Source organism: Paenibacillus sp. FSL W8-0919 (assembly GCF_038003785.1).
GTDB lineage: Bacteria > Bacillota > Bacilli > Paenibacillales > Paenibacillaceae > Paenibacillus_AQ > Paenibacillus_AQ lactis.
Window position 1 is genome coordinate 3,955,523 of sequence record NZ_JBBOPV010000001.1, and the last position, 22,464, is coordinate 3,977,986.

27 protein-coding genes are annotated in these 22,464 nt (G+C 50.0%); 17 read left to right on the top strand and 10 right to left on the bottom strand.

The annotated features are described in order from the left end of the window. Positions 1-229 precede the first annotated feature (229 nt). The 5 genes from NST44_RS18020 to NST44_RS18040 all read left to right on the top strand — a co-directional run bounded on the left by NST44_RS18020 (position 230) and on the right by NST44_RS18040 (position 4,135). Complete coding sequence (locus NST44_RS18020; RefSeq protein ID WP_007128424.1) at positions 230-586, top strand: PadR family transcriptional regulator; 357 nt, start codon at positions 230-232, stop codon at positions 584-586. After that, complete coding sequence (locus tag NST44_RS18025) at positions 583-1,605, top strand: hypothetical protein (RefSeq protein ID WP_007128423.1); 1,023 nt, start codon at positions 583-585, stop codon at positions 1,603-1,605. Before NST44_RS18020 ends, NST44_RS18025 begins: the two co-directional genes overlap by 4 nt. Positions 1,606-1,854: 249 nt before the next feature. Continuing rightward, the gene (locus NST44_RS18030) at positions 1,855-2,331 is read left to right on the top strand and encodes a hypothetical protein (RefSeq protein WP_007128422.1); all 477 of its coding nucleotides are present in this window, start codon (positions 1,855-1,857) and stop codon (positions 2,329-2,331) included. Positions 2,332-2,705: 374 nt separating this feature from the next. Further along, positions 2,706-3,482 carry a MerR family transcriptional regulator gene (locus NST44_RS18035; protein ID WP_007128420.1) on the top strand — a complete coding sequence of 259 codons (777 nt, stop codon included), beginning with the start codon at positions 2,706-2,708 and terminating at the stop codon, positions 3,480-3,482. Further along, complete coding sequence (locus NST44_RS18040) at positions 3,479-4,135, top strand: GAP family protein (RefSeq protein WP_007128419.1); 657 nt, start codon at positions 3,479-3,481, stop codon at positions 4,133-4,135. The genes NST44_RS18035 and NST44_RS18040 overlap by 4 nt, the downstream gene beginning before the upstream one ends. A gap of 120 nt (positions 4,136-4,255) precedes the next feature. Here NST44_RS18040 and NST44_RS18045 read toward each other — a convergent pair whose 3' ends face one another. The 4 genes from NST44_RS18045 to NST44_RS18060 form a co-directional block, all read right to left on the bottom strand. Continuing rightward, complete coding sequence (locus NST44_RS18045) at positions 4,256-5,311, bottom strand: hypothetical protein (protein WP_208604278.1); 1,056 nt, start codon at positions 5,309-5,311, stop codon at positions 4,256-4,258. Beyond that, on the bottom strand, positions 5,301-5,876 hold the full coding sequence (locus NST44_RS18050; protein WP_007128417.1) for a sigma-70 family RNA polymerase sigma factor: 576 nt from the start codon (positions 5,874-5,876) through the stop codon (positions 5,301-5,303). The genes NST44_RS18045 and NST44_RS18050 overlap by 11 nt, the downstream gene beginning before the upstream one ends. A gap of 281 nt (positions 5,877-6,157) precedes the next feature. Then, on the bottom strand, positions 6,158-7,198 hold the full coding sequence (locus NST44_RS18055; RefSeq protein WP_213616606.1) for a hypothetical protein: 1,041 nt from the start codon (positions 7,196-7,198) through the stop codon (positions 6,158-6,160). 280 nt (positions 7,199-7,478) lie between these two features. Beyond that, positions 7,479-7,889 carry a VOC family protein gene (locus NST44_RS18060; protein ID WP_007128415.1) on the bottom strand — a complete coding sequence of 137 codons (411 nt, stop codon included), beginning with the start codon at positions 7,887-7,889 and terminating at the stop codon, positions 7,479-7,481. Between the two features lie 310 nt (positions 7,890-8,199). Here NST44_RS18060 and NST44_RS18065 point away from each other — a divergent pair, with 310 nt between their 5' ends. The 3 genes from NST44_RS18065 to NST44_RS18075 all read left to right on the top strand — a co-directional run bounded on the left by NST44_RS18065 (position 8,200) and on the right by NST44_RS18075 (position 9,461). Then, positions 8,200-8,406: a hypothetical protein gene (locus NST44_RS18065; RefSeq protein WP_007128414.1), complete on the top strand. Its 207-nt coding sequence runs from the start codon at positions 8,200-8,202 to the stop codon at positions 8,404-8,406. 27 nt (positions 8,407-8,433) lie between these two features. Next, positions 8,434-8,709 (top strand): hypothetical protein, encoded by a 276-nt coding sequence (locus NST44_RS18070; protein WP_007128413.1) that lies wholly within the window; start codon positions 8,434-8,436, stop codon positions 8,707-8,709. A 125-nt stretch (positions 8,710-8,834) separates the two neighbouring features. After that, positions 8,835-9,461, top strand: coding sequence for a DedA family protein (locus tag NST44_RS18075; protein WP_028407180.1), 627 nt, complete (start codon positions 8,835-8,837; stop codon positions 9,459-9,461). Between the two features lie 31 nt (positions 9,462-9,492). On the opposite strand, the gene NST44_RS18080 is transcribed toward NST44_RS18075, so the two are convergent. Then, the gene (locus NST44_RS18080) at positions 9,493-9,738 is read right to left on the bottom strand and encodes a hypothetical protein (protein WP_213616603.1); all 246 of its coding nucleotides are present in this window, start codon (positions 9,736-9,738) and stop codon (positions 9,493-9,495) included. Between the two features lie 245 nt (positions 9,739-9,983). Between NST44_RS18080 and NST44_RS18085 the strand changes: the two genes are divergently transcribed. The 8 genes from NST44_RS18085 to NST44_RS18120 all read left to right on the top strand — a co-directional run bounded on the left by NST44_RS18085 (position 9,984) and on the right by NST44_RS18120 (position 17,601). Then, complete coding sequence (locus tag NST44_RS18085; protein ID WP_213616601.1) at positions 9,984-12,845, top strand: Na+/H+ antiporter subunit A; 2,862 nt, start codon at positions 9,984-9,986, stop codon at positions 12,843-12,845. Positions 12,846-12,847: 2 nt separating this feature from the next. After that, entirely contained in the window at positions 12,848-13,186 is a 339-nt protein-coding gene (locus tag NST44_RS18090; protein ID WP_007128409.1) for a Na(+)/H(+) antiporter subunit C, read from the top strand. After that, positions 13,179-14,660, top strand: coding sequence for a Na+/H+ antiporter subunit D (locus NST44_RS18095; RefSeq protein WP_213616599.1), 1,482 nt, complete (start codon positions 13,179-13,181; stop codon positions 14,658-14,660). The genes NST44_RS18090 and NST44_RS18095 overlap by 8 nt, the downstream gene beginning before the upstream one ends. 5 nt (positions 14,661-14,665) lie before the next feature. After that, positions 14,666-15,145 (top strand): Na+/H+ antiporter subunit E, encoded by a 480-nt coding sequence (locus NST44_RS18100; RefSeq protein WP_007128407.1) that lies wholly within the window; start codon positions 14,666-14,668, stop codon positions 15,143-15,145. Beyond that, positions 15,142-15,414, top strand: coding sequence for a Na(+)/H(+) antiporter subunit F1 (locus tag NST44_RS18105; RefSeq protein ID WP_007128406.1), 273 nt, complete (start codon positions 15,142-15,144; stop codon positions 15,412-15,414). Before NST44_RS18100 ends, NST44_RS18105 begins: the two co-directional genes overlap by 4 nt. 4 nt (positions 15,415-15,418) lie before the next feature. Beyond that, on the top strand, positions 15,419-15,820 hold the full coding sequence (gene mnhG / locus NST44_RS18110) for a monovalent cation/H(+) antiporter subunit G (protein WP_040738260.1): 402 nt from the start codon (positions 15,419-15,421) through the stop codon (positions 15,818-15,820). Positions 15,821-16,106: 286 nt separating this feature from the next. Beyond that, complete coding sequence (locus tag NST44_RS18115) at positions 16,107-17,066, top strand: GNAT family N-acetyltransferase (protein WP_213616597.1); 960 nt, start codon at positions 16,107-16,109, stop codon at positions 17,064-17,066. Positions 17,067-17,073: 7 nt separating this feature from the next. Continuing rightward, positions 17,074-17,601: a DUF402 domain-containing protein gene (locus NST44_RS18120; RefSeq protein WP_213616595.1), complete on the top strand. Its 528-nt coding sequence runs from the start codon at positions 17,074-17,076 to the stop codon at positions 17,599-17,601. Positions 17,602-17,804: 203 nt separating this feature from the next. Here NST44_RS18120 and NST44_RS18125 read toward each other — a convergent pair whose 3' ends face one another. Then, a complete protein-coding gene (locus NST44_RS18125; RefSeq protein WP_213616593.1) occupies positions 17,805-18,422 on the bottom strand; it encodes a TVP38/TMEM64 family protein in 618 nt (205 codons plus the stop codon). A 335-nt stretch (positions 18,423-18,757) separates the two neighbouring features. After that, entirely contained in the window at positions 18,758-19,735 is a 978-nt protein-coding gene (locus tag NST44_RS18130; RefSeq protein WP_213616591.1) for a type II CAAX endopeptidase family protein, read from the bottom strand. 358 nt (positions 19,736-20,093) lie between these two features. Between NST44_RS18130 and NST44_RS18135 the strand changes: the two genes are divergently transcribed. Next, positions 20,094-20,960, top strand: a complete 867-nt coding sequence (locus NST44_RS18135) for a YitT family protein (protein ID WP_007128400.1) — start codon at positions 20,094-20,096, stop codon at positions 20,958-20,960. Between the two features lie 67 nt (positions 20,961-21,027). Here NST44_RS18135 and NST44_RS18140 read toward each other — a convergent pair whose 3' ends face one another. From NST44_RS18140 to NST44_RS18150, 3 genes are all read right to left on the bottom strand, one after another. Continuing rightward, positions 21,028-21,240, bottom strand: coding sequence for a hypothetical protein (locus tag NST44_RS18140; protein ID WP_028407171.1), 213 nt, complete (start codon positions 21,238-21,240; stop codon positions 21,028-21,030). Between the two features lie 70 nt (positions 21,241-21,310). After that, positions 21,311-21,889 carry a thymidine kinase gene (locus NST44_RS18145; RefSeq protein WP_007128398.1) on the bottom strand — a complete coding sequence of 193 codons (579 nt, stop codon included), beginning with the start codon at positions 21,887-21,889 and terminating at the stop codon, positions 21,311-21,313. 175 nt (positions 21,890-22,064) lie between these two features. Next, a complete protein-coding gene (locus NST44_RS18150) occupies positions 22,065-22,460 on the bottom strand; it encodes a hypothetical protein (RefSeq protein ID WP_213616589.1) in 396 nt (131 codons plus the stop codon). Between the last annotated feature and the right edge of the window lie 4 nt (positions 22,461-22,464).

Here is a 22,464-nt window from a genome sequence, read left to right on the forward strand (position 1 = left end):
ACACGAGATCTCGAAATAATATCAAAATGAGCAATGCTCCATTCCGATTCCATTCATTTATTGGATATGAAAGGTTATCGATGGGTCACGACGACCCTTCGATAACCTTTTTTTGTTTGTCGTCTGGGTGGAATGGCGTGTAATCGAAAAAAATATTTTAAGAATTCATTATTGTCATCTTTACAACATTGTGTGACGTACACTATAATTATTTCCAGGAGTTGATGACATGTCTGAAGATCAAGAGATATTGCATGGACTGGTACAGGAGCTTCGAAGAGGCACGATCATTATTGGCGTGCTCAGCCAGTTGTCAGAACCGCAGTATGGTTACTCCCTCGTTGCCATATTGCAGGAGAAGGGAATCGGCGTCGAGGCGGGCACGCTATACCCGCTGTTGCGAAGATTGGAGAAGCAAGGCCTGCTTGAAAGTCAGTGGGATACGAACGAGGCAAGACCTAGAAAGTACTACATCATTAGTAAGATGGGCAAGGAAATCTACAGCCAGCTGTACAGGGAATGGAAGGATATGATGACGAGCCTCGAGGGACTCGTCGACGCCAAGGAGGAGAAGAGAGACCCATGACGGATCTGATAAACAGGTATGTATATGCCGTAACCCAAAAGCTGCCCGTGCCGCAAAGGGCTGATATCGAAATGGAATTGCGGGGACTTATAGAGGACATGTTGGAGGACCGCGGGGCTCCAGGTGACGCAGCCAGCCGTGAGGATGTAGAACAGGTGCTGCTGAAGCTCGGCCCGCCAAACGAAATGGCGGCTCGATATAGGGTCAAGGAAAGGTATTTGATCGGTCCGGGATTGATCGACGGATATTGGTCAGTGCTGAAGATTGTCATATATTCTCTGGTGATCTTCCTCAGCATTTCGTATATTATTGAATATTTTTCGAGCACAGACAGCTCGGGGGAGACGCTGCTTGAATATTTTGTGACGATATTGAGTGTTAGCATTCAAGGGTTCGCATGGGTAACGGGGATTTTTGCCTTTATCGAATACCTTGGAGCACGAACCGACAAGGCGAAGGATTGGGAGCCGTCGCACCTGGAGCCCGTCCCCGATTCTGCTACGCGCATTAAGCCCATTGAGCCAATGATCGGTTTTTTGGCATCGATCCTGTTCTTTGTCGTGTTCACGTTCTCAATCGATTGGATCGGGGTGATCCGTTTTTCGGGCGAGCAATCCTTTAACATACCGGTGTTTGATAAAGAAGCGTTCGCGATCTATTTACCTTTCATCTGGGCCGTGACGGCGATCGGCATTTTGAAGGACACAATGAAACTCATCTTGCGAAAATGGACCTCTCAGCTGGTGGCTGTACATCTCATTTTCAATGTCGTATTTACGATTGCTGCCATCGTCATACTTTCGGATCCGGCCATCATGAACCCGACGTTTATGAACCAGCTCGTGGATGCCAACCTGCTGACCACGGGCGAAGAATCGTATAATACCGTAAATCGGATTTGGAATCAGTCCAGGGAAGGGCTCATTTACATCATCATAATCATCAACCTAATGGATACCGTTTCTGTTGGGATGAAATGGTTCCGTCACAAAGACGGGCCAAGAGTACTAAGCAAGTAAACAGGACATCCGAATACAAGAGAATCATAAGGAGATACCAGCCTAAGGAGTAGGCCGGTATCTTCTTTTTTTTGCGGGAACTGCCGATCCTCTCCGCCAAAATGATCGGGGTAAGCATAGAATGGAGCGTGGTGCACAGCATATTTTTGACGAAAATATGAATTAAATGTGTCAAAATTATGTACAATGGTGTTATAATAAGAGAAGAAGCACATGTAAACCCTTACAGACGGAACGGAGCTGATCAAAATGAAGTTTGCCATCCATTACTCCACAAGAATGAAGGACATTTTAATTTTTTCGCTGGTCATCAGCATTATTATGTTTCAAGTCGCAACCCTGACGGAGTACTCCTATCCTGTTTTATTCTATATGCAGATGGCAGTGAATGCGGTTATGCTGGTAGCCCTCGCGATTGAGGGATATGCGCGGTTGATCAAACGGGAAATCCGGATTCAAGAGAATTCCGATACCATTACCATTAACGGTGCTTTGGTGAAGGCTGAGCAGATCCGGGAGATCAAGGTTTCCGGATGTCACAAAGCAGCATTCCATCTGAGCCTGAAAGACAAGAATGTAACCCCGCTGTTCTGCAGCTTTAAATTCGAAGATAAGAACTGCGAAGGGATCCGCCAATTGACAAAATGGGCGGAGCGCAATGGTATCGCTGTCCGCAAGATCGGCCCGCAAACCCGGTCCGATATGGTCCTCTCGTCAAACTTGTAATGCGCATGATTATCAATAACTAATGTGAAAGCATCTGAACCATCATTGATGGGCAGGTGCTTTTTTTGTTGAGGACGGAAAATTCCTCTCAGTAAGCAAGTTTATTTTAATAAAAGCTTGAAACTGACGTTACGTCATTTATTATAATGGCCTTGCTGAGGATCCTCTGGATGCTAAATGATGTGAAAAGGAGACGATTGTTTGAAAAAAGGCGACATGATTATATACGGATGCGTCATTATAGGAGGGGGGATCGGTCTGATGGTCGATAAGCCTCTACCGGCTGTATGCGTTGGCCTTGGAGTGGGCTATCTCTTAAAGTATGCTTTGTATAAGGAATGATCAAAGAAATCAGGGCGTGGAGGAAATAATGCATGATCCATATTAACGAAGTGGCGAAGCAGACCCATATTACCGTCCGAACGCTGCGATATTATGATCAAATCGGCTTGCTCGAATGTTCTTCGAAAACAGAGGGAGGCCATCGTCTGTATTCGGATGAGGATCTTCAGAAGCTTCAGCAGATCCAATTTTATAAAAGCATGGGGTATCGACTGCAAGAAATTCAGGAGATGCTTACCGATCCGAATTGGAATTGGACAACCGGACTCGTGAATCAATTAACCTATATTCAGGAGGAGCAGGCGAGATTAAAGGAAATGGAGCTGTCCCTGCGCACGTTGTTAAACGGCATTGCGGTTGAGGCGGGGAATCAAGAGCAGGCGGTACAAAAACTGATCAAGCTATCCATGCAGGATAAGAAAAGACCCATGCACTTTAGGGAAAAGATGTTCAGTGATACCGAGCTAAAGCTATGGACCAAATTGCCGAATATGAATGGCGAGCATCCCGAATCCATGGAATGGATTGCGCTTATTGGCCTTATTATCAAATACCATGCAAGTGAAGTACCTTCCTCGCCTAATGTGCAAAATGTGATCAGGCGCATGCTGGAAAAACAAGCCGAAGAATTTCCGCTGGAAGATGAGTTTATCGATAAACTATGGGAGCTGAGGAAATCCCCCTCCGCATCGGAGCAGCTGGGGATGTATCCAATCGAGCCTGAGGTACTCGAATACTTGGAGCGAGCGTATGAGATTTACATCTCAAACACGGCCGAAGGAGACTTCAGACAGGGAGGGGAAGCATGAGTACCGAGTTAATCTTAATGATCGGCGGACTATCCTTATTGGATACCCTTAGTCCGGCTACACTCGGCGTAACAGTCTACTTGCTGCTTACCGAGAAGCGAAGATTAGGGTCAAGATTAGTGGTTTATCTTCTGACGGTCGCCGGATTCTATTTTGCCGTTGGCATCGCGCTCAAGCTCGGACTGGGCGTTGTGTTTGAAATATTCTCAGGCTTTTTCCAAAGCCGCGCAGTTAGTTGGCTTCTGTTTATCATCGGCGTCATTTTGTTTGTATGGAGCTTTTATGTTCCCAAGAGGAAACAACCCAGTTTAACGAATCCCCGGTCAAAAAGCATTGCCGCTATGGTGGCGCTTGGCGTTACGACATCGCTGATCGAGGTCGGCACGGCTTTTCCTTATTTCGCGGCGATCGGTTTAATGACGAATGCCGGGTTGGCGTTCTATCAATGGCTTCCTCTATTGATCGCATATAATGTGGTGATGGTGCTCCCGCCATTGATTCTGTACGCCTTGCATAAGCTTCTGGGCAGGTCAATGCAAAGACCGCTCAATTATATCCAGAAGCAGGTCTCCAATAATTCGAGTTCCGCACTATCCTGGATCATGTGTATCGTTGGATTGCTGCTGATACTAAATAGCCTGGATTACTTGTAATGAACCGATACTCTCGTTTGGCCATGGAACGACAAGAGCGCATTAACCCGCAGGGTTTTTGCGCTCTTGATTTGAATTATGAATGGACTGGGTCCATACGACTGGCGTCTTTAGTGCTTCTTATTTGTTCGAAGGTGCTTCAGCTTTGTATTCAATAACTTGCAGCACTTTGGGCTCAATCTCTTTTAACAGTTGTTCATATGAAAGATTGTTATTAGGAATTTCGCCATTATGTTCAGCTTCAAGTTGTACATCAACCTGAGTTTTCGAAATAACATCGATCACTTGCTGCTTTGAGACATTTTTAGCTGCAGCAATCTCCACTACAGATTTTCCTTTGGCTAATTCTTGTTTTAATTCGGACGGACTCATGTTTAGCAGAGAAAAGAGTTTTTCATCATTCAAATAGGCATCGGCAAAGTAATCAGGCAGACCATCTGTAGAGAAGAAACCTTCTACTTTACTATTCGAAGATGCAGTCTCACCTCCAATTACAGAAACGCTGATTGTATTATCCTGAACCATAACCTGATAGACCGGTCTCTCTGATCCCTTTTGGGCGTAATTCAACATCAACGTTTTTTGATCCGGGTTCTCCATTTGCTCCATAGTAAACTCATACGCTTCGATGCTGCCATATAATGTACTGATGAGATGATCAACCTTCGACTTGAGTTCAAGATCGGTTAAATCCGTAAGAGGCTTTTCCCTAGACTCCCAATTCTCTTGAATTATGTGTTCAATCTCACCGGTAGCACTGTTTGTATGAAGGGTAATTTTCTTGCCGCCCCCACCTTTTTCCTGGAGGATTATGCTGGTTTGGACACCTTGTACGGCGCTTGCCTCGATGATCTCGAACGATTTCGTTTCGGGAAATGCGCGATACAGCTTCTCGAGCGTAGCTTTGCCAACCTTATCTGTCTTGATTTGTTCAGCAGTCATCGGTGTTCTCGTCAGCATGTCAATCAGGGTAGGGGCAGCAAACGCTGCGGTGGGAATCAAAATCGCGGTGGCAACGATGCCGGCAATCATACGTTTTTTCATAGGTTTTTGGCTCCTTTTTCTCAGCAAATATTTTGAATAGGATTGTTCGATTCGTTTGGAAATTGCCGGGGGGCAATCCATTTTTTCTGCTTCATGATGCAGATGTTCACGGATTTTGTGTTCAATAGTCATAGATCTTTTCCATCCTCTCTGGGGGGAGATTCCCTATGTGTTTTCGAAGCGCCTGAAGGCCGGCATGATATCTGGACTTGACGGTACCGAGCGGAATATCGAGCAATGTCGCGATTTCCTCAAGCGTATAGTCGTGAAAAAAGCGGAGGATGATCACGGTTCGCTGTTTGTCGGTCAGCTTTTGAATGGCTTGTGATATCATCTGGTTCGTCCCATCCATCAACACGGCAGGCTGATCCCAATGAGACTCTTCCCGCGAGAAGGCACGAATGCGTTCAAAAATCCGGAATCTCCGCCAGCGTTTAACCCGGAATCTCTGCACCTGACGGATGACCAAGCCGTGCAGCCAGAAGCGGAATGGCCGGTTGGCATCGTAATTTGCAAGGGACGTCCACATTTGCATGTAGATTTCGTTCATGACATCTTCCCGGTCCTGCGGATGATCGACCAGAAACGAGACTGTACGGTACACGTCCTGATAGGTGGCATCATAGATCGAATGAAATGCCTGTTGATCACCATCTTTCATTTTTGTGAGTAACTGGTACATATCATCACTTTGCATTCAGAGGGCCCTCCTGAGTAAGCAGCTTACACCCTATATTGTCTCGCTTTGAAAAAAAGGTTCGGTCCGATATACAGATCATTACAAAACATTCGTCACGACCACGATCAGAGAAAAAACAAAAGCCGGATTCCTTAGAAGTAGGAAAATCCGGCCTTTAAAAAATTGAACAGTCTCCATTCCCATAAATCTTTTTAACATGTTTAGTAAATAAACACGTATTTCCAATCAACCCACGCAGACCCCACAACGGGGCATCTTTTCTGTTCACCGAAGCGTTATTAGCTGCTGCAGCCGCCTCCACCGCAGCTGCTGCAAGAGGAGCCGCCGCTGCAGGAAGATCCGCTGCTGCAGGATGCATCGCTGCCGCTGCCGCCTCCGTCACCTGAGTCATCATGTCCCCCTGAACCGCAGGCGGAGGCGTAGGTGCAGCTGCTGCCGGTTGCTCCGGCAGTCTTCTCCGTATACTTCTCTTCAGGTTCCATCCGATGCATGAAATCATCGGAATAATGCCAGGCAAAGAAGACTGCCGAGGCAAGGAGCACCTCATTATTTCCGTAATCCACCTTACGGCTTGCCGGCGGGGAGCCGTTCTCGGCTTCCGACAGCCGCTCCTTGAGTCCGCCGACAACCTGGTCGATGGCCTCGGCGGCTTCGGGCAGTCGCTCATACGTCCACGAATTGAAACGCTCATTTTCGATGAAAGAATGGGTGTGACGAAACTCCTCCAGCTCTTCGCGCGACAGGGGAACACGGAAGAAGGGTCCCCACAAGACAGCGCTATATTCATTCCACCCGAATAATTGCACGTATATAACATCGAACCATGCCCGCTCGTTCTTCATGGATACCTGCTCGCTGCCGGTATTGGGCGCATGATGCAGCATCCGTCCGAGGAAACGGTCCGAAAATTGTTGATACTCGTATGTATACATCAGCATCTCATGCCATACTTCGTCGACCGCTTTGCTGAACATCGGTACGCGGTCCATGACGGCACACATGATAAAAAATCGCTTGAGCTCAACCCACCGCCATTCATATTCCCGCTCCGTTAATTCGGGATATTCGGTCATCACCCGCTGCTTAACGGCATCCGTCAAGGCGGAGGGCAGGGAAGCTTCCAGACGCTTGGAAAGTGCGTAAGCGGGACTCCCGGGCTCGGCCACTTGAGGCGGTTCGGGTGCATTCCGGAAAGGATTTCTCCGGCGTACTGGGCTTATTGCCCGCTCTTTCCGCGACGATCGCCTCACAAGGTAAGATATGATGAAAACATCCGCAATGATAAACAAAATGAGAATGATCCAGCCCGTCGTATTCATCGCATATTCCTCCTGTTTCTGTTTGTTGGTCGGGAGGCAGAAAGGTTCTCTCCTTCCTTAATTATGGCAAATGAAGCACGATATTGGCAATTCAAAGTTTGCCGGGCAGCTTAAGCGTAAGAGCCGAGGTGAAATACAGCATAAAAAAGGAGGCGCTGCCTCAGGACATCGCGAAAATTTCCCGAGACAGCTCCTCCTCCCGGATGGAAATGCTGCTTTAACGCTCCCACAAATTATCCCGTCAAAGCACTGAGGCAAAGCCGATGCTTCGTACAAGGATCTATGTCGCGTCCGCCTTCGTCTCGGCGGTAATCATCCATTGTACGCCATACTTATCCCGAACCTCGCCTAAATAGATGCCGAACGGCTGGAGCTCAAACGGATAGTTCACCTTTCCCCCCTCGGCAAGCTTCTGAAAAGCTTCTTCGGCCTCGGTTATATTATCATAATCGATAGACAGATAGATATCGTTACCGGGGGACGAGGGCTCGATGGCATCCGCCATGAAAATGTAATTATCACCGGCAAGATTCAGACACATATGCATAACCTTGTCTTTCAGTTCGGATTGCGTGCCCATTGCCTCCTCATGCGTCATGATGGATATGATCTTCCCGCTGAGCGACTTTAAATAGAAATCCGCCTGTTCCCTAGCATTTACGGAAATAAGATATGGCTTCAGCGTACCCATTTGCTCTCCTCAATCCTTTCAACTTGATATCGCATCGATCAATGTTAATCTATCATACCTGACGGCATCGCATTTCTTCTCAATTGCTATTCGTGCCTACGGATCATGCCTGCAGGGCTTGTGATCCGAGCGTCGACGCTGAGCATCGTGCAGCAGCCAGATTCAAATGCAGATTTGACATGGTTGCTTATAGGCCCTATAACTGAAATGGAAAACAATTTTAAAGTGCATTGAATCTGGCGCGAGCGATATATTGGCACATTGAAGATTCATAAGATGCACTAATTACGTAATTAATAGGAGCATACATATGTTTACAGGATGGAAGCTATCCGTGCTCGGGATCGTTATCGTAGGCATCGCCGGGATTGCCGCTTCTTCAGCGGGACTCATTGAACCCATGCGGGCAGGCGCGTTATTTGCAGTGTTTGTGTTATTTATCGGGTGCCTTGAGCTCATGGAATGGATCAAGAGGCGAGGGAGGAGCAAGAACAACCGAAAACCTTCTTCCAAATGAGGAGCCCAGCCCAATAGGAGGGAGACCATGAATTGGATCGCAGTACAGCCTTATTACAAAATCAATCGCGTCGTGGACGGCATCGAACAAAGAACCGAAGAGCAAAGGCGGAAGATGTACCTGTACGAAGACAGAATCGTTACAAAGTATCGGGTTTTTCCGCTGGGTCAGGTGTTTGATCTCTCGTATCGTACGATTGGCGGGGAGGGGGGATTCTTGTATTTGCATACCCAGCAGGGCGTATATTCCTATACGGTGAAAGAGGATCCCCGGACATTCATCGAGGCTTTCAAACAACTTTAATCGTCCCGCACCCAACAATTCCTAGTCTCAGGTCTAGTTATGAACCTCGTCTTGAGCACGTTTTCCGAATGCCGAGCATTCAGTAAGCTGGTTATATACTTTTGGACGGATTAGGGGGCCGGCGCGTGGACACGCTGCTTAATTTTATTGAACAAATCGGGCATTACGCTTTATTTCTCGTCTTATGCCTTGGGGTTATCGGTCTGCCTGTGCCCAACGAGGTCGTTGCCATGACGGGCGGGGCGCTGGCCGCATCCGAAATATTAGCGCCGTTCCCTTCGTTTGTGATGTTATATCTCGGGGTATGCTCCGGAGCTACCGTAGGCTTTATGCTTAGCCGCTTTACGGCTAGCCGTCTGTTGGACCGTTTTGGGGACAAAAAGAGTATCCGGCAATTCCTTGACGTCTCCGAACGGCTGACCCGCCAATACGGCAATTATGCGATCTGCATCAGCGCGTTTCTGCCGATTCTTCGTAACGTGACTCCCTATGCGGTTGGCATGAAAGGGATGCCTTACCGGAAATTTGCGCTTTTTTCCTATTCGGCATCATTGTTATGGACCGTGGGCTATTTTTCCTTGGGCATGTACGTCGGCGATCAAGTGGTTGACCATATCGGTGCGCTCATTAACCGATACGGATATTATCTGGCAGGGGCAGTGGCCGTACTCGCAGTGGCCCTCATCCTGATCTTGTCCAGAAGAAGAAGCAAACGCTTAAAGTGCGACAAGGAGGTTCAGATCCACGGTTAAGTCATGACGATCCAACGGTTCATAGGCTTCATTACGGAGTGTCGTCGGAAGAGGGTTCGGGCATGCCCCGGAGGATCTTAATATATTCACGCGGCGAGAAGCCGGATGATGTATTCCGGATATCTTCGGATTGATAGATTTCCAAGGTTCCTCCCGGCTGCTCCATCATCTGGGAGCTTCCCGGCCGGTATCGGGTGCGCGAGGCGGAATCCGCCAAATATGCCGCGGCGAGCAGCACGATGAAAACCAAGACGCATAGAATGGCTTTTTTTACCATGATACATCTCACTCCTTTCCCTACAGTGTTGTCCCCATTCCATGATTTTCATTCCCGAAGAAATCTTTGACAAAGCAGCGATCTGCATATATACTTTTCATCAGTGTGACGCGAGACAATACGATATGTTTTACCCGGAGGAGCCTGCCAACAGCGGGCTCTTTTTGTGTTTTTCTGGTCTTTGAACCGGATATTTGGGGAAATACTAAATGCAGGAAAAATTCAGACTATAGGAGGAGTAGATTTTGTCATTGCTGCACATCGCCGTTCTGGCACCTTTTATCGTCGCCCTTGGGGTTATGCTGCTGCGTAAGCCCTTGAGTCGAATCCATGCCGGCTGGGCGGTCCTGCCGGCGCCCGTCATCTTATTCGCGTACTTTCTGGGGCGAATACCGACCATTCAGGGAGGTGAACCGCAGCATGTACGGGCAGCGTGGATTCCATCGCTCGGTATCGACATAACGTTGTACCTGGATGGTCTCAGCTTAATATTTGCACTATTAATATCGGGGATCGGTTCCCTTGTGGTCTTGTATTCTATCTTTTATATGGATCGCACCAAAGAGGCCGTCCAGCGCTTCTATGTTTATCTGCTCTTGTTCATGGGAGCTATGCTCGGCGTCGTATTGTCTGATAATCTGCTTGTCTTGTACGGATTCTGGGAATTGACGAGCATCTCGTCGTTTCTTCTGATCGCCTTCTGGCATCACCGGGATCGTTCAAGATATGGAGCGCTGAAATCCATGCTCATCACGGTGTTCGGCGGGCTGGCCATGCTGGCAGGCTTCATCGTGCTCTACGTGATGACCGGAACTTTCAGCATTCGGGAGATCGTCGCTTCCATTGGAACCATAACGGGAGAACCGCTGTTCCTTCCGGCCATGCTTCTGATTTTGCTGGGGGCGTTCACGAAATCGGCCCAGTTCCCGTTCCATATCTGGCTTCCGGATGCCATGGAGGCGCCGACCCCGGTCAGCGCCTATCTTCATTCGGCAACGATGGTCAAGGCGGGCATTTATTTGGTTGCCCGCTTCAGCCCGGTATTTGCAGGCCATTCATGGTGGTTCTGGATCATCACGATCACCGGCTTGACCACTTTGATGTATGCGTCACTGAGAGCCATCAAGCAGACGGATCTGAAGGCGCTGCTTGCCTTCTCGACCGTCAGCCAGCTTGGACTGATCATGAGCTTGCTCGGACTGGGCTCGGCTGCCGCCTACTTCGGCGCAGGACCGGACTCCGTCATCTATGCCAAAGCGACAACGGCCGCGATCTTTCACTTGATGAACCATGCCATCTTTAAAGGTGCGCTGTTCATGGTGGTCGGCATTGTGGACCATGAGACGGGAACGCGCGACCTGCGCAAGCTTGGCGGCCTGCTGAATCTCATGCCGATTACGTTCACCGTCGCGTTGATTGGCGCATTTTCTATGGCGGGATTGCCGCCGTTTAACGGGTTTCTTAGTAAGGAGATGTTCTTTACAGCTGTCCTTCAAGCGTCACAGATGAACTTCTGGGATGCCGAAACCTGGGGAATTCTTATTCCGGTGGTCGCTTGGACAGCGAGCGTATTCACGTTCTTGTACAGCATGATATTGGTGTTCAAAACCTTCACCGGGAAGTATCAGCCTGAAAAGCTTGAGAAGAAGCCGCACGAAGCCCCGATCGGCATGCTCATTCCGCCGGTTGTACTGGCTTCGCTAGCGATTATCTTCGGGCTGTTCCCGAATCTGCTGTCCTACTCGTTGATCGAGCCGGCGATGACGGCAATCCATCCCGCATTGCTCGAACCCGGCGACACCTTCCACGTCAAGATCGAAATGTGGCATGGCTGGACGACGGAAATTTTCATGACGATCGGCATCATCGTCATTGGTTCCTTGCTCTATAAGCTGCATGGTTCCGTCGGCGTGCTGAACCAAGCCTTGACCAAGAATTTTACCTTGAATCGTCTATACGACCGGGGGCTGCGCGCGCTGGAGGGAGGAGGGAAATCGATAACGTCGACGTATATGACCGGATCGGTTCGTCATTATGTGATTTATATTTTCGCTTTCTTCATCCTGGCTCTGGGGGGAGGACTGCTGCTGATCGGAGATATCCATTTCGGAGGCAACGGCTCGTACGCGCCGATCTCTTTCTATGAAGCCGTGGCCATCATCGCGCTGGTTATCCCTGTGCTGGTGCTGCCTTTCGTTCGAACGCGACTGATGGCCATCATCCTGACGGGGGCGGCCGGTTATATGGTTACGTTGTTCTTCGTGCTGTTTCGCGCACCGGACCTGGCGCTTACGCAGATGATTGTCGAGACGGTATCGGTCATGCTGTTCCTGCTGTGTTTCTATCATTTGCCGAAGCTGAAGCGGGAGAAGGTTCCGATGGGATTGAAATGGAGGAATCTGCTGATATCAGCCGGCGTCGGGGTCGTCGTCACACTGATTGCGCTGGCGGCGAGCACTGGACGCTCGTTCGATTCCATCGCTGATTTCTTCATTAAGGAAAGCTATCCATCCGCAGGCGGCAAGAACATCGTCAACGTTATTCTTGTGGACTTCCGCGGATTCGATACGCTGCTCGAAATCATGGTGCTCGGCATCGCTTCGCTAGGCATCTATGCGTTGATCAGGGTAGATTTGGGTGAGCAATTACTTGGACAGCGTGATCCATACCAAGAGGTTTACCTGCCTAGCAGAAACGACGTCATCCTGCGCACGGTGTCGAAGGTCGTTATTTTCATCGTGGTCACTTTCTCCTGGTATCTCTTCAGTGCCGGGCACAACGAGCCGGGAGGCGGATTTATCGGCGGATTAATGACAGCGGCGGCGCTTGTCCTGCTGTCCATGGCGTTCGGCATGGACGTGACGCGCAATGTCATTCCGGTTCAATTCCGGAAGGTGACGGCCGTGGGACTGCTCATCGCGCTTCTTACAGGCATCGGCTCGCTGGTGCTCGGTGTGCCGTTCCTGAGCCATGCCTTCGGGCACTTCGATCTGCCTTTGCTAGGAGATACCGAGCTAGCGACTGCCGTTCTGTTTGATCTCGGGGTCTATCTTGCGGTTGTAGGCGTCACCATGACCATCATCAATTCAATCGGGAGGGATCAATAACCGTGGAATTATACATGTCGCTGGCCATTGGCATTCTCTTTGCGGTCGGTGTGTATCAGATCTTGTCCAAAAGCCTCCTGCGCATCATACTCGGCACGAACCTGCTGACCCATGGAGTCCATCTGCTTCTGCTGACGATGTCGCGTTTGAAGACCGGCGCCGCTCCCTTGCTGGGCGAGGAGGCATCCTCTTATGTGGATCCCGTGCCGCAGGCGCTCATTCTGACATCCATCGTAATCAGCTTCGGGGTCACTTCATTCTTCTTCGTTCTAGCCTACAAGGCGTATCAGCGCCTCGGCACGGACAATATGGAAGAGCTAAGGGGGAAGGACGATGAATAATGTAATTGTCCTTCCGCTGCTGATCCCGCTGGTTACCGCCGTTCTTCTTATCTTCTGTGCGAAGAATATTAGGCTTCAGCGCTGGATGAGTGCAATCAGCGTTGCACTGAATGTTCTTGTTGCCCTGTTTATCGTATATCAGGTGGACAGTGAAGGCATCCAGACGCTTCATATGGGCGGATGGCTTCCGCCGCACGGCATCGTGTTCGTGGCGGATATGCTTGCGGCTTTGCTGGTGCTCATGACGCTTCTCGTAGCGGCAGCCTGTCTGTTCTACGCCTTTCGCAGCATCGGGGAGGAAAGGGAAAAGCATTATTTTTATACGTTTTTTCAGTTTTTGCTTGCCGGTGTTATCGGTTCGTTTCTGACCGGAGATCTGTTCAACTTGTTCGTCTGCTTCGAGGTGATGCTGATCTCTTCCTATGCACTGATCGTCCTCGGGGGCACCAAGCGACAGCTGCGGGAAACGCTCAAATACATGCTGATCAACATTATTTCATCCACACTATTCGTAGCTGCTGTTGCGTATTTGTACGGCACGGTCGGCACGTTGAACATGGCCCATCTCTCCCTGCGCGTAGCCGAGGTGCAGCAGGAGGGCATTCTGTCGGTGATCGGCATTCTGTTCCTGATCGTGTTCGCATTAAAAGCCGGATTGTTTCTGTTCTTCTGGCTGCCGGGCTCGTATAATGCCCCTCCGGCCGCGGTAACGGCGCTGTTCGGTGCCCTTCTGACGAAGGTCGGTCTATATGCCATTATCCGGACCTTCACCTTGATCTTCTATCACGAAACCGGCGGCATCCATACGATCATCGGATGGATGGCGGCTGCGACGATGATTCTTGGAGGACTCGGGGCTGTAGCGTACAAAGACATCGGCCGCGTCTTGAACTATAACATCGTGATCAGCGTCGGATTTATCGCATTTGGTATCGCCTCGGCCAGCGAAGCATCGCTGAACGGCGCGGTATTCTACCTGCTGCATGACATGGCTGCCAAGGCGCTGCTGTTCATTCTGGGAGGCATGATCATTACGAGCGCCGGCACGGCCAAGCTGGGTGAGATGGGCGGTTTAATGAAGCGATATCCTTGGATCGGCTGGATGTTCTTCATCGTCTTGCTTGCACTCGTCGGCATTCCGCCGCTCAGCGGATTTTTGGGGAAAGTATTGATTCTCCAGGGCGGGTTGCAGGAAGGACACTATTGGCTCAGCGGCATTGGGCTTCTATCCAGTCTGCTCGTGCTGTATTCACTCATCAAGGTGTTCATGGGCGCGTTCTGGGGCGATTCACCGGCCCGCCGGGAGCAGCAGCCGGTCAAAATTCCTCGCACGGCATACGGTGCGGCGATCGGCTTAACGCTGATCGTCATTCTGATGGGTGTCGGCTCCGAGTGGGTATACTCGTATACCTCGCAGGCAGGAGCGGTGCTGACGGATCCGTCCCTGTACATTAACGCCGTATTAAAGGAGTAGTGGTTATGGGACAACAAATCCTTTTGAATATCGTCATTGCGATGATTTGGATGTTTTTGAAAGACGAGCCGACCCCGCAGCAATTCATTGTCGGCTATATCATAGGCATGCTGATGATTTTCTTGCTGCGGAGATTCTGGCCGGATGGCTTTTATATGCGGAGGCTGTGGTCGATTTTGCTGCTGCTGCTCCTGTTCTTCAAAGAGCTGTTCAAGTCGAGCGTCACCGTGATTGGCCAGATTTTGCAGCCGAAGCTAAATGTGCGGCCCGGCATCTTCGCGTATAGGACCGAGCTGAAGACGGATTGGGAAATTACCGTGCTCTCATGCCTCATATGCTTGACGCCGGGAACCCTTACACTGGAAGTATCCCCGGACGGCCAGACCCTGTATATACACGCGATGGATATCGAAGATACCGACGAGCTGTCGGAACAGATCCGGGGAACATTCGAGCGCGCGATTAAGGAGGTGACCCGGACATGATTAACGGGATACTGATTGCTTCGCTCATCATATTGTCGCTGGCGATTCTCGCCTGTCTGTACCGGCTGATCAAGGGACCGTCCATGAATGACCGGATCATGTCGCTGGACACCATCGGCATTCTGCTGCTCTCGATCATCGCTGTGCTCTGCATGCTGTTCAGGACCTCGGTATATGTTGACATTATCCTGCTGATCGGGATATTAACGTTTATCGGAACGACAGCGCTGGCCAGATACATTGAGAGGGGTGATGTCATTGACCGCTGAAATGATGAGCCGGATCGGTGAGTTTCTGATTGCTATTATCGTGCTTCTCGGTGCGCTTCTAGGCGCTTTAAGCGCCTTTGGCCTCGTCCGGCTGCCGGACGTGTATATGCGTTCCCATGCCGCTACCAAGAGCGCTACGCTCGGTGTTCTGATGATTTTGGCCGGAGCCTTCCTGTATTTCGCTTTCTATCTGGACCATATCAGCGTTAAGCTTCTTCTTGGGATCGTGTTCGTATTCATTACCGGCCCTGTGGCGGGCCATCTGAACGGACGGGCAGCCTATCGTTCAGGCGTGTCCCTGTGGGAGGGGAGCGTCCATGATGATCTGAAGCCTGTGCTCCGGCGCGAGCGGGAGCAGCTGCAAGCCGGGAAAGCCGAATCCGGTGAGAAGATCAAGGATGTGTAGCCTCTGCAAGATCTTGCCCGTCGAAGGAAAAGACGGAACGCTAAAATTGGAACGCCAGAAACGGAATGTTTTAAACGATATAAATAAGCATGTTCTGCAAGCTGCCGACCCTGGCGGCTTCTTTCTTGATTCCATATCCGATTATCTATAGAAGCTTCGTGATATGGTAGAATAAACCAAAGGTGTGCGGAGTTTAATCCAGCGTGCTGCAATCGGATTAGGAGGCCGCCTGCAGGCGCGATTGATAGCAGGGTTACATTCGCTCGCGAAGGAGGGAGTTGGAAAGATGAGCGTCATTCACGAAAAGATCGATTGGAGGCAGTTATCGGAATTTCTTGCCCGGATGAATCGACTCAAACAGCATCACGTCGGCTATTGCGGCGAACAAGAAGAGGAAATTTACGGTACGTTGATGGAGGACTTTGCTGAGGAAGCCAACCGCGTACGGAGATTTACGGTTATTGCGCGCGAAAGCCGGATGATTGGAGCGCTCGGTTTCCAAGTGGATGAAGAGGGCCGGTCCGCAGAGATATGGGGACCCTTCATCGATGCTGGAGAGGCCGAATGGGCTCCACTCGCGAATCAGTTATGGAGCGAGGGATTATCCAAGCTGGATGCAGCCGTGGATACGATGTACGGTTTTTATAATATGGAGAATACTTATTGTGCGCAGTTTATGGCGGAATTGGGCGCTGAACGTTCAGGGATTCACACCATCCTGAAATCAAGAAGTAATTCGCGCGAGATTTGGATTTCGGATTCGACCTTAGCCGAATCAACCGGGGTGCAGGACATCACGCCGGAATATGAGGCTGCTTTCCTTGAACTGCATGAGATGACCTTTCCAAACACCTATTATGGAGCGAAGCAGATCTTGGAACGGTTGGACGGTGACCGAAGGCTGTTCGCAGCGGTGGATCATGGGGAGCTTGCAGGATACGTCTATGTGGAAGCGGAACCTGATTTTAGGGAAGGCAGTATTGAATACATCGCCGTTTCGGGTGATTTCCAGCGAAGAGGGTATGGTAAAAAGCTGCTGGCGAAGGCGCTCCGTTATTTGTTCGAGAACGTAGGCGCGGAGGAGATTTCGCTGTGCGTAAGCCGGGACAATATCGGTGCCATCCGGTTATACGAAAGCATGGGCTTCGAAACGGAGCATCAGCTTGCGGCATTTGTCCTTAGGGTAGCAGGAACACCCCTGGTTCAGGAACAGGGCCGGTTTGGTCCACCGTCCGAGAGGAGTTGAAGAAATCATGCCGATAGGGTCAATGGCTCAAGGAAGCAGCATCCTTGAGCGAAAAATTCGCTATGATGCCACCGTTGTTGATCACCACTGCAAGCTCTTGAAAGCTGAGGGCAGCACCGTCATCCTAGCGCATCAAAACGAGCGATCGTTCTCGATGAAGGCCGGCGTGAGGGAGCTTACGATATCCAAAGGGGTGCTCACCTTTGCCTACTATTGGATAGATCAGCCCTATAACCTGTATTATTGGAAGGATTCGAACGGGAACGAGCTTGGCGCGTATTTCAACATCGTCAGAAATACGCATGTATCCGAAGAGGCGGTATCCTTTGAGGATTTGATTATCGATCTGCTGGTGCTTCCTGGCGGGGATTATTATATTTTGGATGAAGACGAGCTGCCTGAACCGCTGCATCAATTTGAGGACGGGTTCGTACAGAAAGCCCTGCAAATGCTGCTCGACCGTAAAGAGCACATCCTTCGGGAAGCAGCCGTGGAAACCGAGCGGCTGTGGCAGGAAATGAAGGGGCTAAGCTAGAAGCATGCAGGTGGATGGCAGCCTCGTTGTAGGAATAGGTGAGTACAGGAAACGATCCGTATCTCGTTGGTTGTACTTTGATATGTTTAAAAGCCCGTCATCCCATGCAGGGACATGACGGGCTTTTAAACATCCCTGACGGGAGTTTCTGCCTTGATAGGTCATTTGAGCATCGATCTCATGGTTAGAATCTCGGACCGGGCTTAAGTCTGCTCGTCCGAGTGGTGATACCGGTTCTCCATCTTCTTGCCTGCCAGCCACAGCAGCCACAGCACAATAGCTGCGACCAGAATCCGCCAAGGCTGCTGGACGAATCCCTGCCAGTCGTGCCCGATAAAGGCGACCATGAAGATCATGACGGACTTCCCGGCCATGACGGCGATGGTAAAGGTGCTTGCCGATACGGTGCTGATCCCTGAGGCAATATTAATCAGCGAGGACGGGGTGAACGGGAAGCAGTACAGAATGAAGATCGGGGTAAAGCCCTTTTCCTCAATCCAATGAAAGAAGCGCTGTGTTCCCGGCATCCGCTTCTGAATAAGCAGCCCCAGCTTACCGCCAAGCTTGCGCGCAATCCAGAAAACCGTGATGGATCCGAGGCAAACCCCGATCCATGATAACAAGAACCCCCACCATAATCCATACGCCGCGGCGTTCCCCATAACCAGCACGATCAAAGGAAGAAACGGAAGGAACGCCTCGAAGAAGGGCAGCAGGATCCCGGGCAGCGGTCCCAGCTCGGAGTATTCCTTAAGCCAACGCTGCACCTGCTCCATGTCCAAATCTTTTAAATAGGTCCATATGTATTGAAGCCAATCCATGTTGAGTACAATCCTCTCCCTGCATCCAAACTAAGACAAACTAACATACGGTTCGTAGGGAGCTGACGGATATACGTTGATAAGCGCATAAACGGCAATGTCTTACGAAGCATCCGGCCAAGCGGCATCCCTGAAGTATGTAATTGTCAGCATTGTAATAAAGGCAGTTTCCTTATGTAACCAGTGAGCACTGGCGGTTGTTCCATATTATATCATACGGATTCGGATATATTAAAATTTGACATGTTCGTCTGTCCTGACGGTGGACCGATATCCTTAAGGAACTCAAACGTAAAGCTCCCACCCGCTGGTCGGATGGGAGCTTTGCCGTAGTTTTATCTCGTCCGTTCATTGCCTCCGTGCGAGGCTTCCACAGGCAGGGCGGCTATTTGATCAGGGTCCGGATCCGGATCAATGGCACTCCAATCGATGCCTTTTCGAATCGACCAGATCAGCAGGAAGATCACCCCGATAATGACCGAGCCGATGGAGATGAGGTAGCTGCCGAGTGGAGACAGGTATTCTACCTCTACGATGGCGGAGCTGGAGGGTACGATTACATAACGGACCATTTCCAGCCAAGCAAGATGGAAGCCGATGCTCATCCATAGATGGTTTGTTACGATGCGGGACAGCTGAAGCGCTGCACTGAAGACTATCAAGCTGATGATATATTCTGTGGTGATGAGATCCCAAGTGCCGATACCGATGGCAACCATCCAAGCGGTTATCGCAATCGGGGCCATAACGAACAATACAATTTGAAAGAGCAGCGCGAGCCAGCGGGGAAACCGGGTGTTCAGATTGCGGTACAAATATCCCCTGAAGGTTATCTCCTCGGGGAAGGTTTCATAGAAAAAGGCGATCATCGAATTGATCAGAATCACGAGGAGTGTAGGTACAGGGAGATGAACATCGACGACCCGCAGCCAGCCAAGCGTGCTGCCGAGCAGCAGGGAGGCGGCCATGACCAACACGATAAAGCCGATCCCGAGCAAGAAATAAGGGAATCCGGACGGCGGGGAAGCGAGTCCGATCCCGCGCCATGGCCGCCGGTCGGCATAACGTCTGAGCAGGTAGATCAGCGGAACCGATACGGATGTCGTAACCACGGCAAGCAGAATCTGCTGCCCGAGCGTCGACAAGCCGTAGGAGCCGCCCACGGTAGCCGCCACAACGGCCAGCCCTAGTCCGGCAACGAACGCGAGCCAGCCAAACAGGATGCGCCAGAACAAATGGAGCCGTCCGTCATCGCGACGCGAGGACCGAGGATTGCCGAGCTGCTGATCGTTGTTTTCCGCTGCTAATGACATGGCGGATTCTCCTTTCCTCTATGAATTGCCGGTTTGTAAAACTTCCAAACCGATCTTTATATGTATAGTGATGACTCTAGTATTGTGTTCCTTTCAAGAGAACCTATTTTTCTCAGAGGGGCTGCCGGTATGCTGTTAAACGAAGCGGAAGAGATCACTATTGTATAGGATAAAAATAGCAGCATTTACTTGATAGATATTCGCTGACCATGGATATTTCGGCCTCCCTAAGCTCTTAGTAAATGCTTGATCAGCTTGGGTTTCTAGCAGCATCAGCATTGACATGACCTTGAAACTTTTAATAAAATGTTATTTCGACAGGCTTTACGTGTGAAAAAAGAGACAAAAGGAGTTGGATATGGTCAAAAATCATAAGAAGCTGACGATGGGCGAGATCGTCAAGAGGTTTATCTTCATTACGATCGGTGCCATCCTGATGGCGGTGGCGCTTGAGATATTCCTGGTGCCGAATGAAATTATCGACGGGGGCATTACGGGTATTTCCATCGTATTATCCGAAATTACGCCAATTAAGCTAGGTTTGTATCTCTTCGTGATTAACCTGCCGTTCCTGTTTATCGGGTATAAGCAGATCGGCAAGACATTCGCTTTTTCGACCTTGTACGGAATCGTGATGCTGTCGGTGGCGACTACATTTCTGCATCATTTCGAACCGTTCACTAACGAGAAAATTTTGGCCGTGCTCTTCGGCGGCTTGATTCTGGGTCTTGGGGTCGGGCTCGTGATCCGTTACGGCGGAGCCCTGGACGGAACCGAAATCGTGGCGATTCTTCTATCGAAGAAGCTTCGTCTCCCTGTCGGGCAGATCATCATGATCATTAATGTATTCATCTTTATCACGGCGGGCTTTGTGTTTGGAGCGGACTCGGCCATGTATTCGATCTTCTCCTACTACATCGCTGCCAAGGTCATGGATATCGTCGTAGAAGGACTGGATGAATCCAAGTCTGTCACGATAATCTCGAACGAGTATGAGGAAATCTCCAGTGCCATTATGCAGCGGCTGGGCCGCAGCACGACCATGATTTATGCGAAGGGCGGGTATTCCCAAGAGGACACGCAGATGATTTATTGCGTGATCACCCGATTGGAAATCGCCAAGCTGAAGACCGTGGTTCAGGAGATCGACAAGAATGCCTTCATATCGATCCAGAATGTGGCCGACGTGCTCGGCGGAAGCATGGCGAAGAACAATATTCACTAAAAAACAGGGTGTTTCACGGACTCATGCCATCGGTCCTTGAAACACCCTGTTTTTGGCGGCAGCCGCACTAACCCTTCACTTCGAAAAACTCGCAGTTGTCTCTCCCGTGGTAACCGAGTGAGCTCACGCCGGACTGCGTGATGATTGTGTCTTCGGTAAACCGGATCACGATGCCTCCCGATTCGACGAGGTGGTTATCCTTGAAGATGCGAATGGGGATCTGCTTCTCCAATACTTCCTTGAAATCCGCATCGGTCACCAACGGCCTGACAATCGGCATAACCATTCTACTCCTTTCGGTTAGAACTCAGTAGCTGACGGGTGATTAAATGCTAAATGCAATGGATCCATTACGGCTGAGGCAGCGGCGGATTTGCATGGCATTTCCGGCAGACGGGAAAATACGTGTCATTTCCCCCGATCAATATCTGTTCGCCGGTATAGACCGGCTTACCGTCTATTACCCTAAGATTCATCGTTGCCTTGCGCTCGCAGAACCAGCAGATCGTCTTCATTTCCTCGATTTTATCCGCATAGATCAGCATCCAGCGGCTGCCTTCAAACAGCTCGTTCCGGAAATCGTTCTTGAGCCCAAAGCCCATAACCGGCACGTTCAGCTCATCTACGATTTTGACAAGCTGCAGAATGCTCCCTTTACTCAGGAACTGGCATTCATCCACCAGAACACAATAAGGCTTTGGTTCGTGATTCTTCACGATGCTGTAAATATCGGTGTCCTCGAATATAGGAATCGCCTCCCGGCGCAGGCCGATCCGCGAGGATACGTATCCGATCGCATCCCGGTCGTCTATGGCTGATGTAAAGAGGAGGACAGGCTTGTTCTGCTCCTCGTAGTTATGGGCGACCTTCAAAATCTCGATGGATTTGCCGCTGTTCATTGATCCGTATTTGAAAAATAATTGAGCCATGCCTTCGTTCCTTTCCCCGTTTACGCTTGATGTCGTTCATCCCTAAAGTATGACGCGCAGTGTCTATTGTCGCATTATAGAGGCGCGTTGTCCATGACCTTCTCACGAACAAAGCCAAGTCTCCACGCGGGAGTGCTTGGCTGTTTCTGTTTTGCAATATAGAAGGTTTTATGGCTTACGTTGGTTCCTTTTCTGTAAAAAATGTAATGAAAACAAACAGCAGAAAAGCAAGCAGCAGCACCGAACCGCCAACAATAAATAAAATCATGACCAAAGTTTCGTTCAACTCAAACGGATTCAGATTGTACATCCACATCCCGAAGGTTAGTCCGAAGGAGCCCCATATGGCCATCCAGCCATGGACCGCTACCAGCTTTTTATATTTTACCTTAAAAGCTCTGTAAAAAATGCCCCAAGCAAATACCGACAGCCAGCCAACCAGTAATATGTGGGCATGGATCGGACGCAGGGAATAATCGATTTCGCCTGACATTTTGGATCCGACGTAAGTTCCGAGGATGCCGAATAGCGCCGCATATCTTATTAATCGCAAACTCCATTTTTGTTCCATCAAT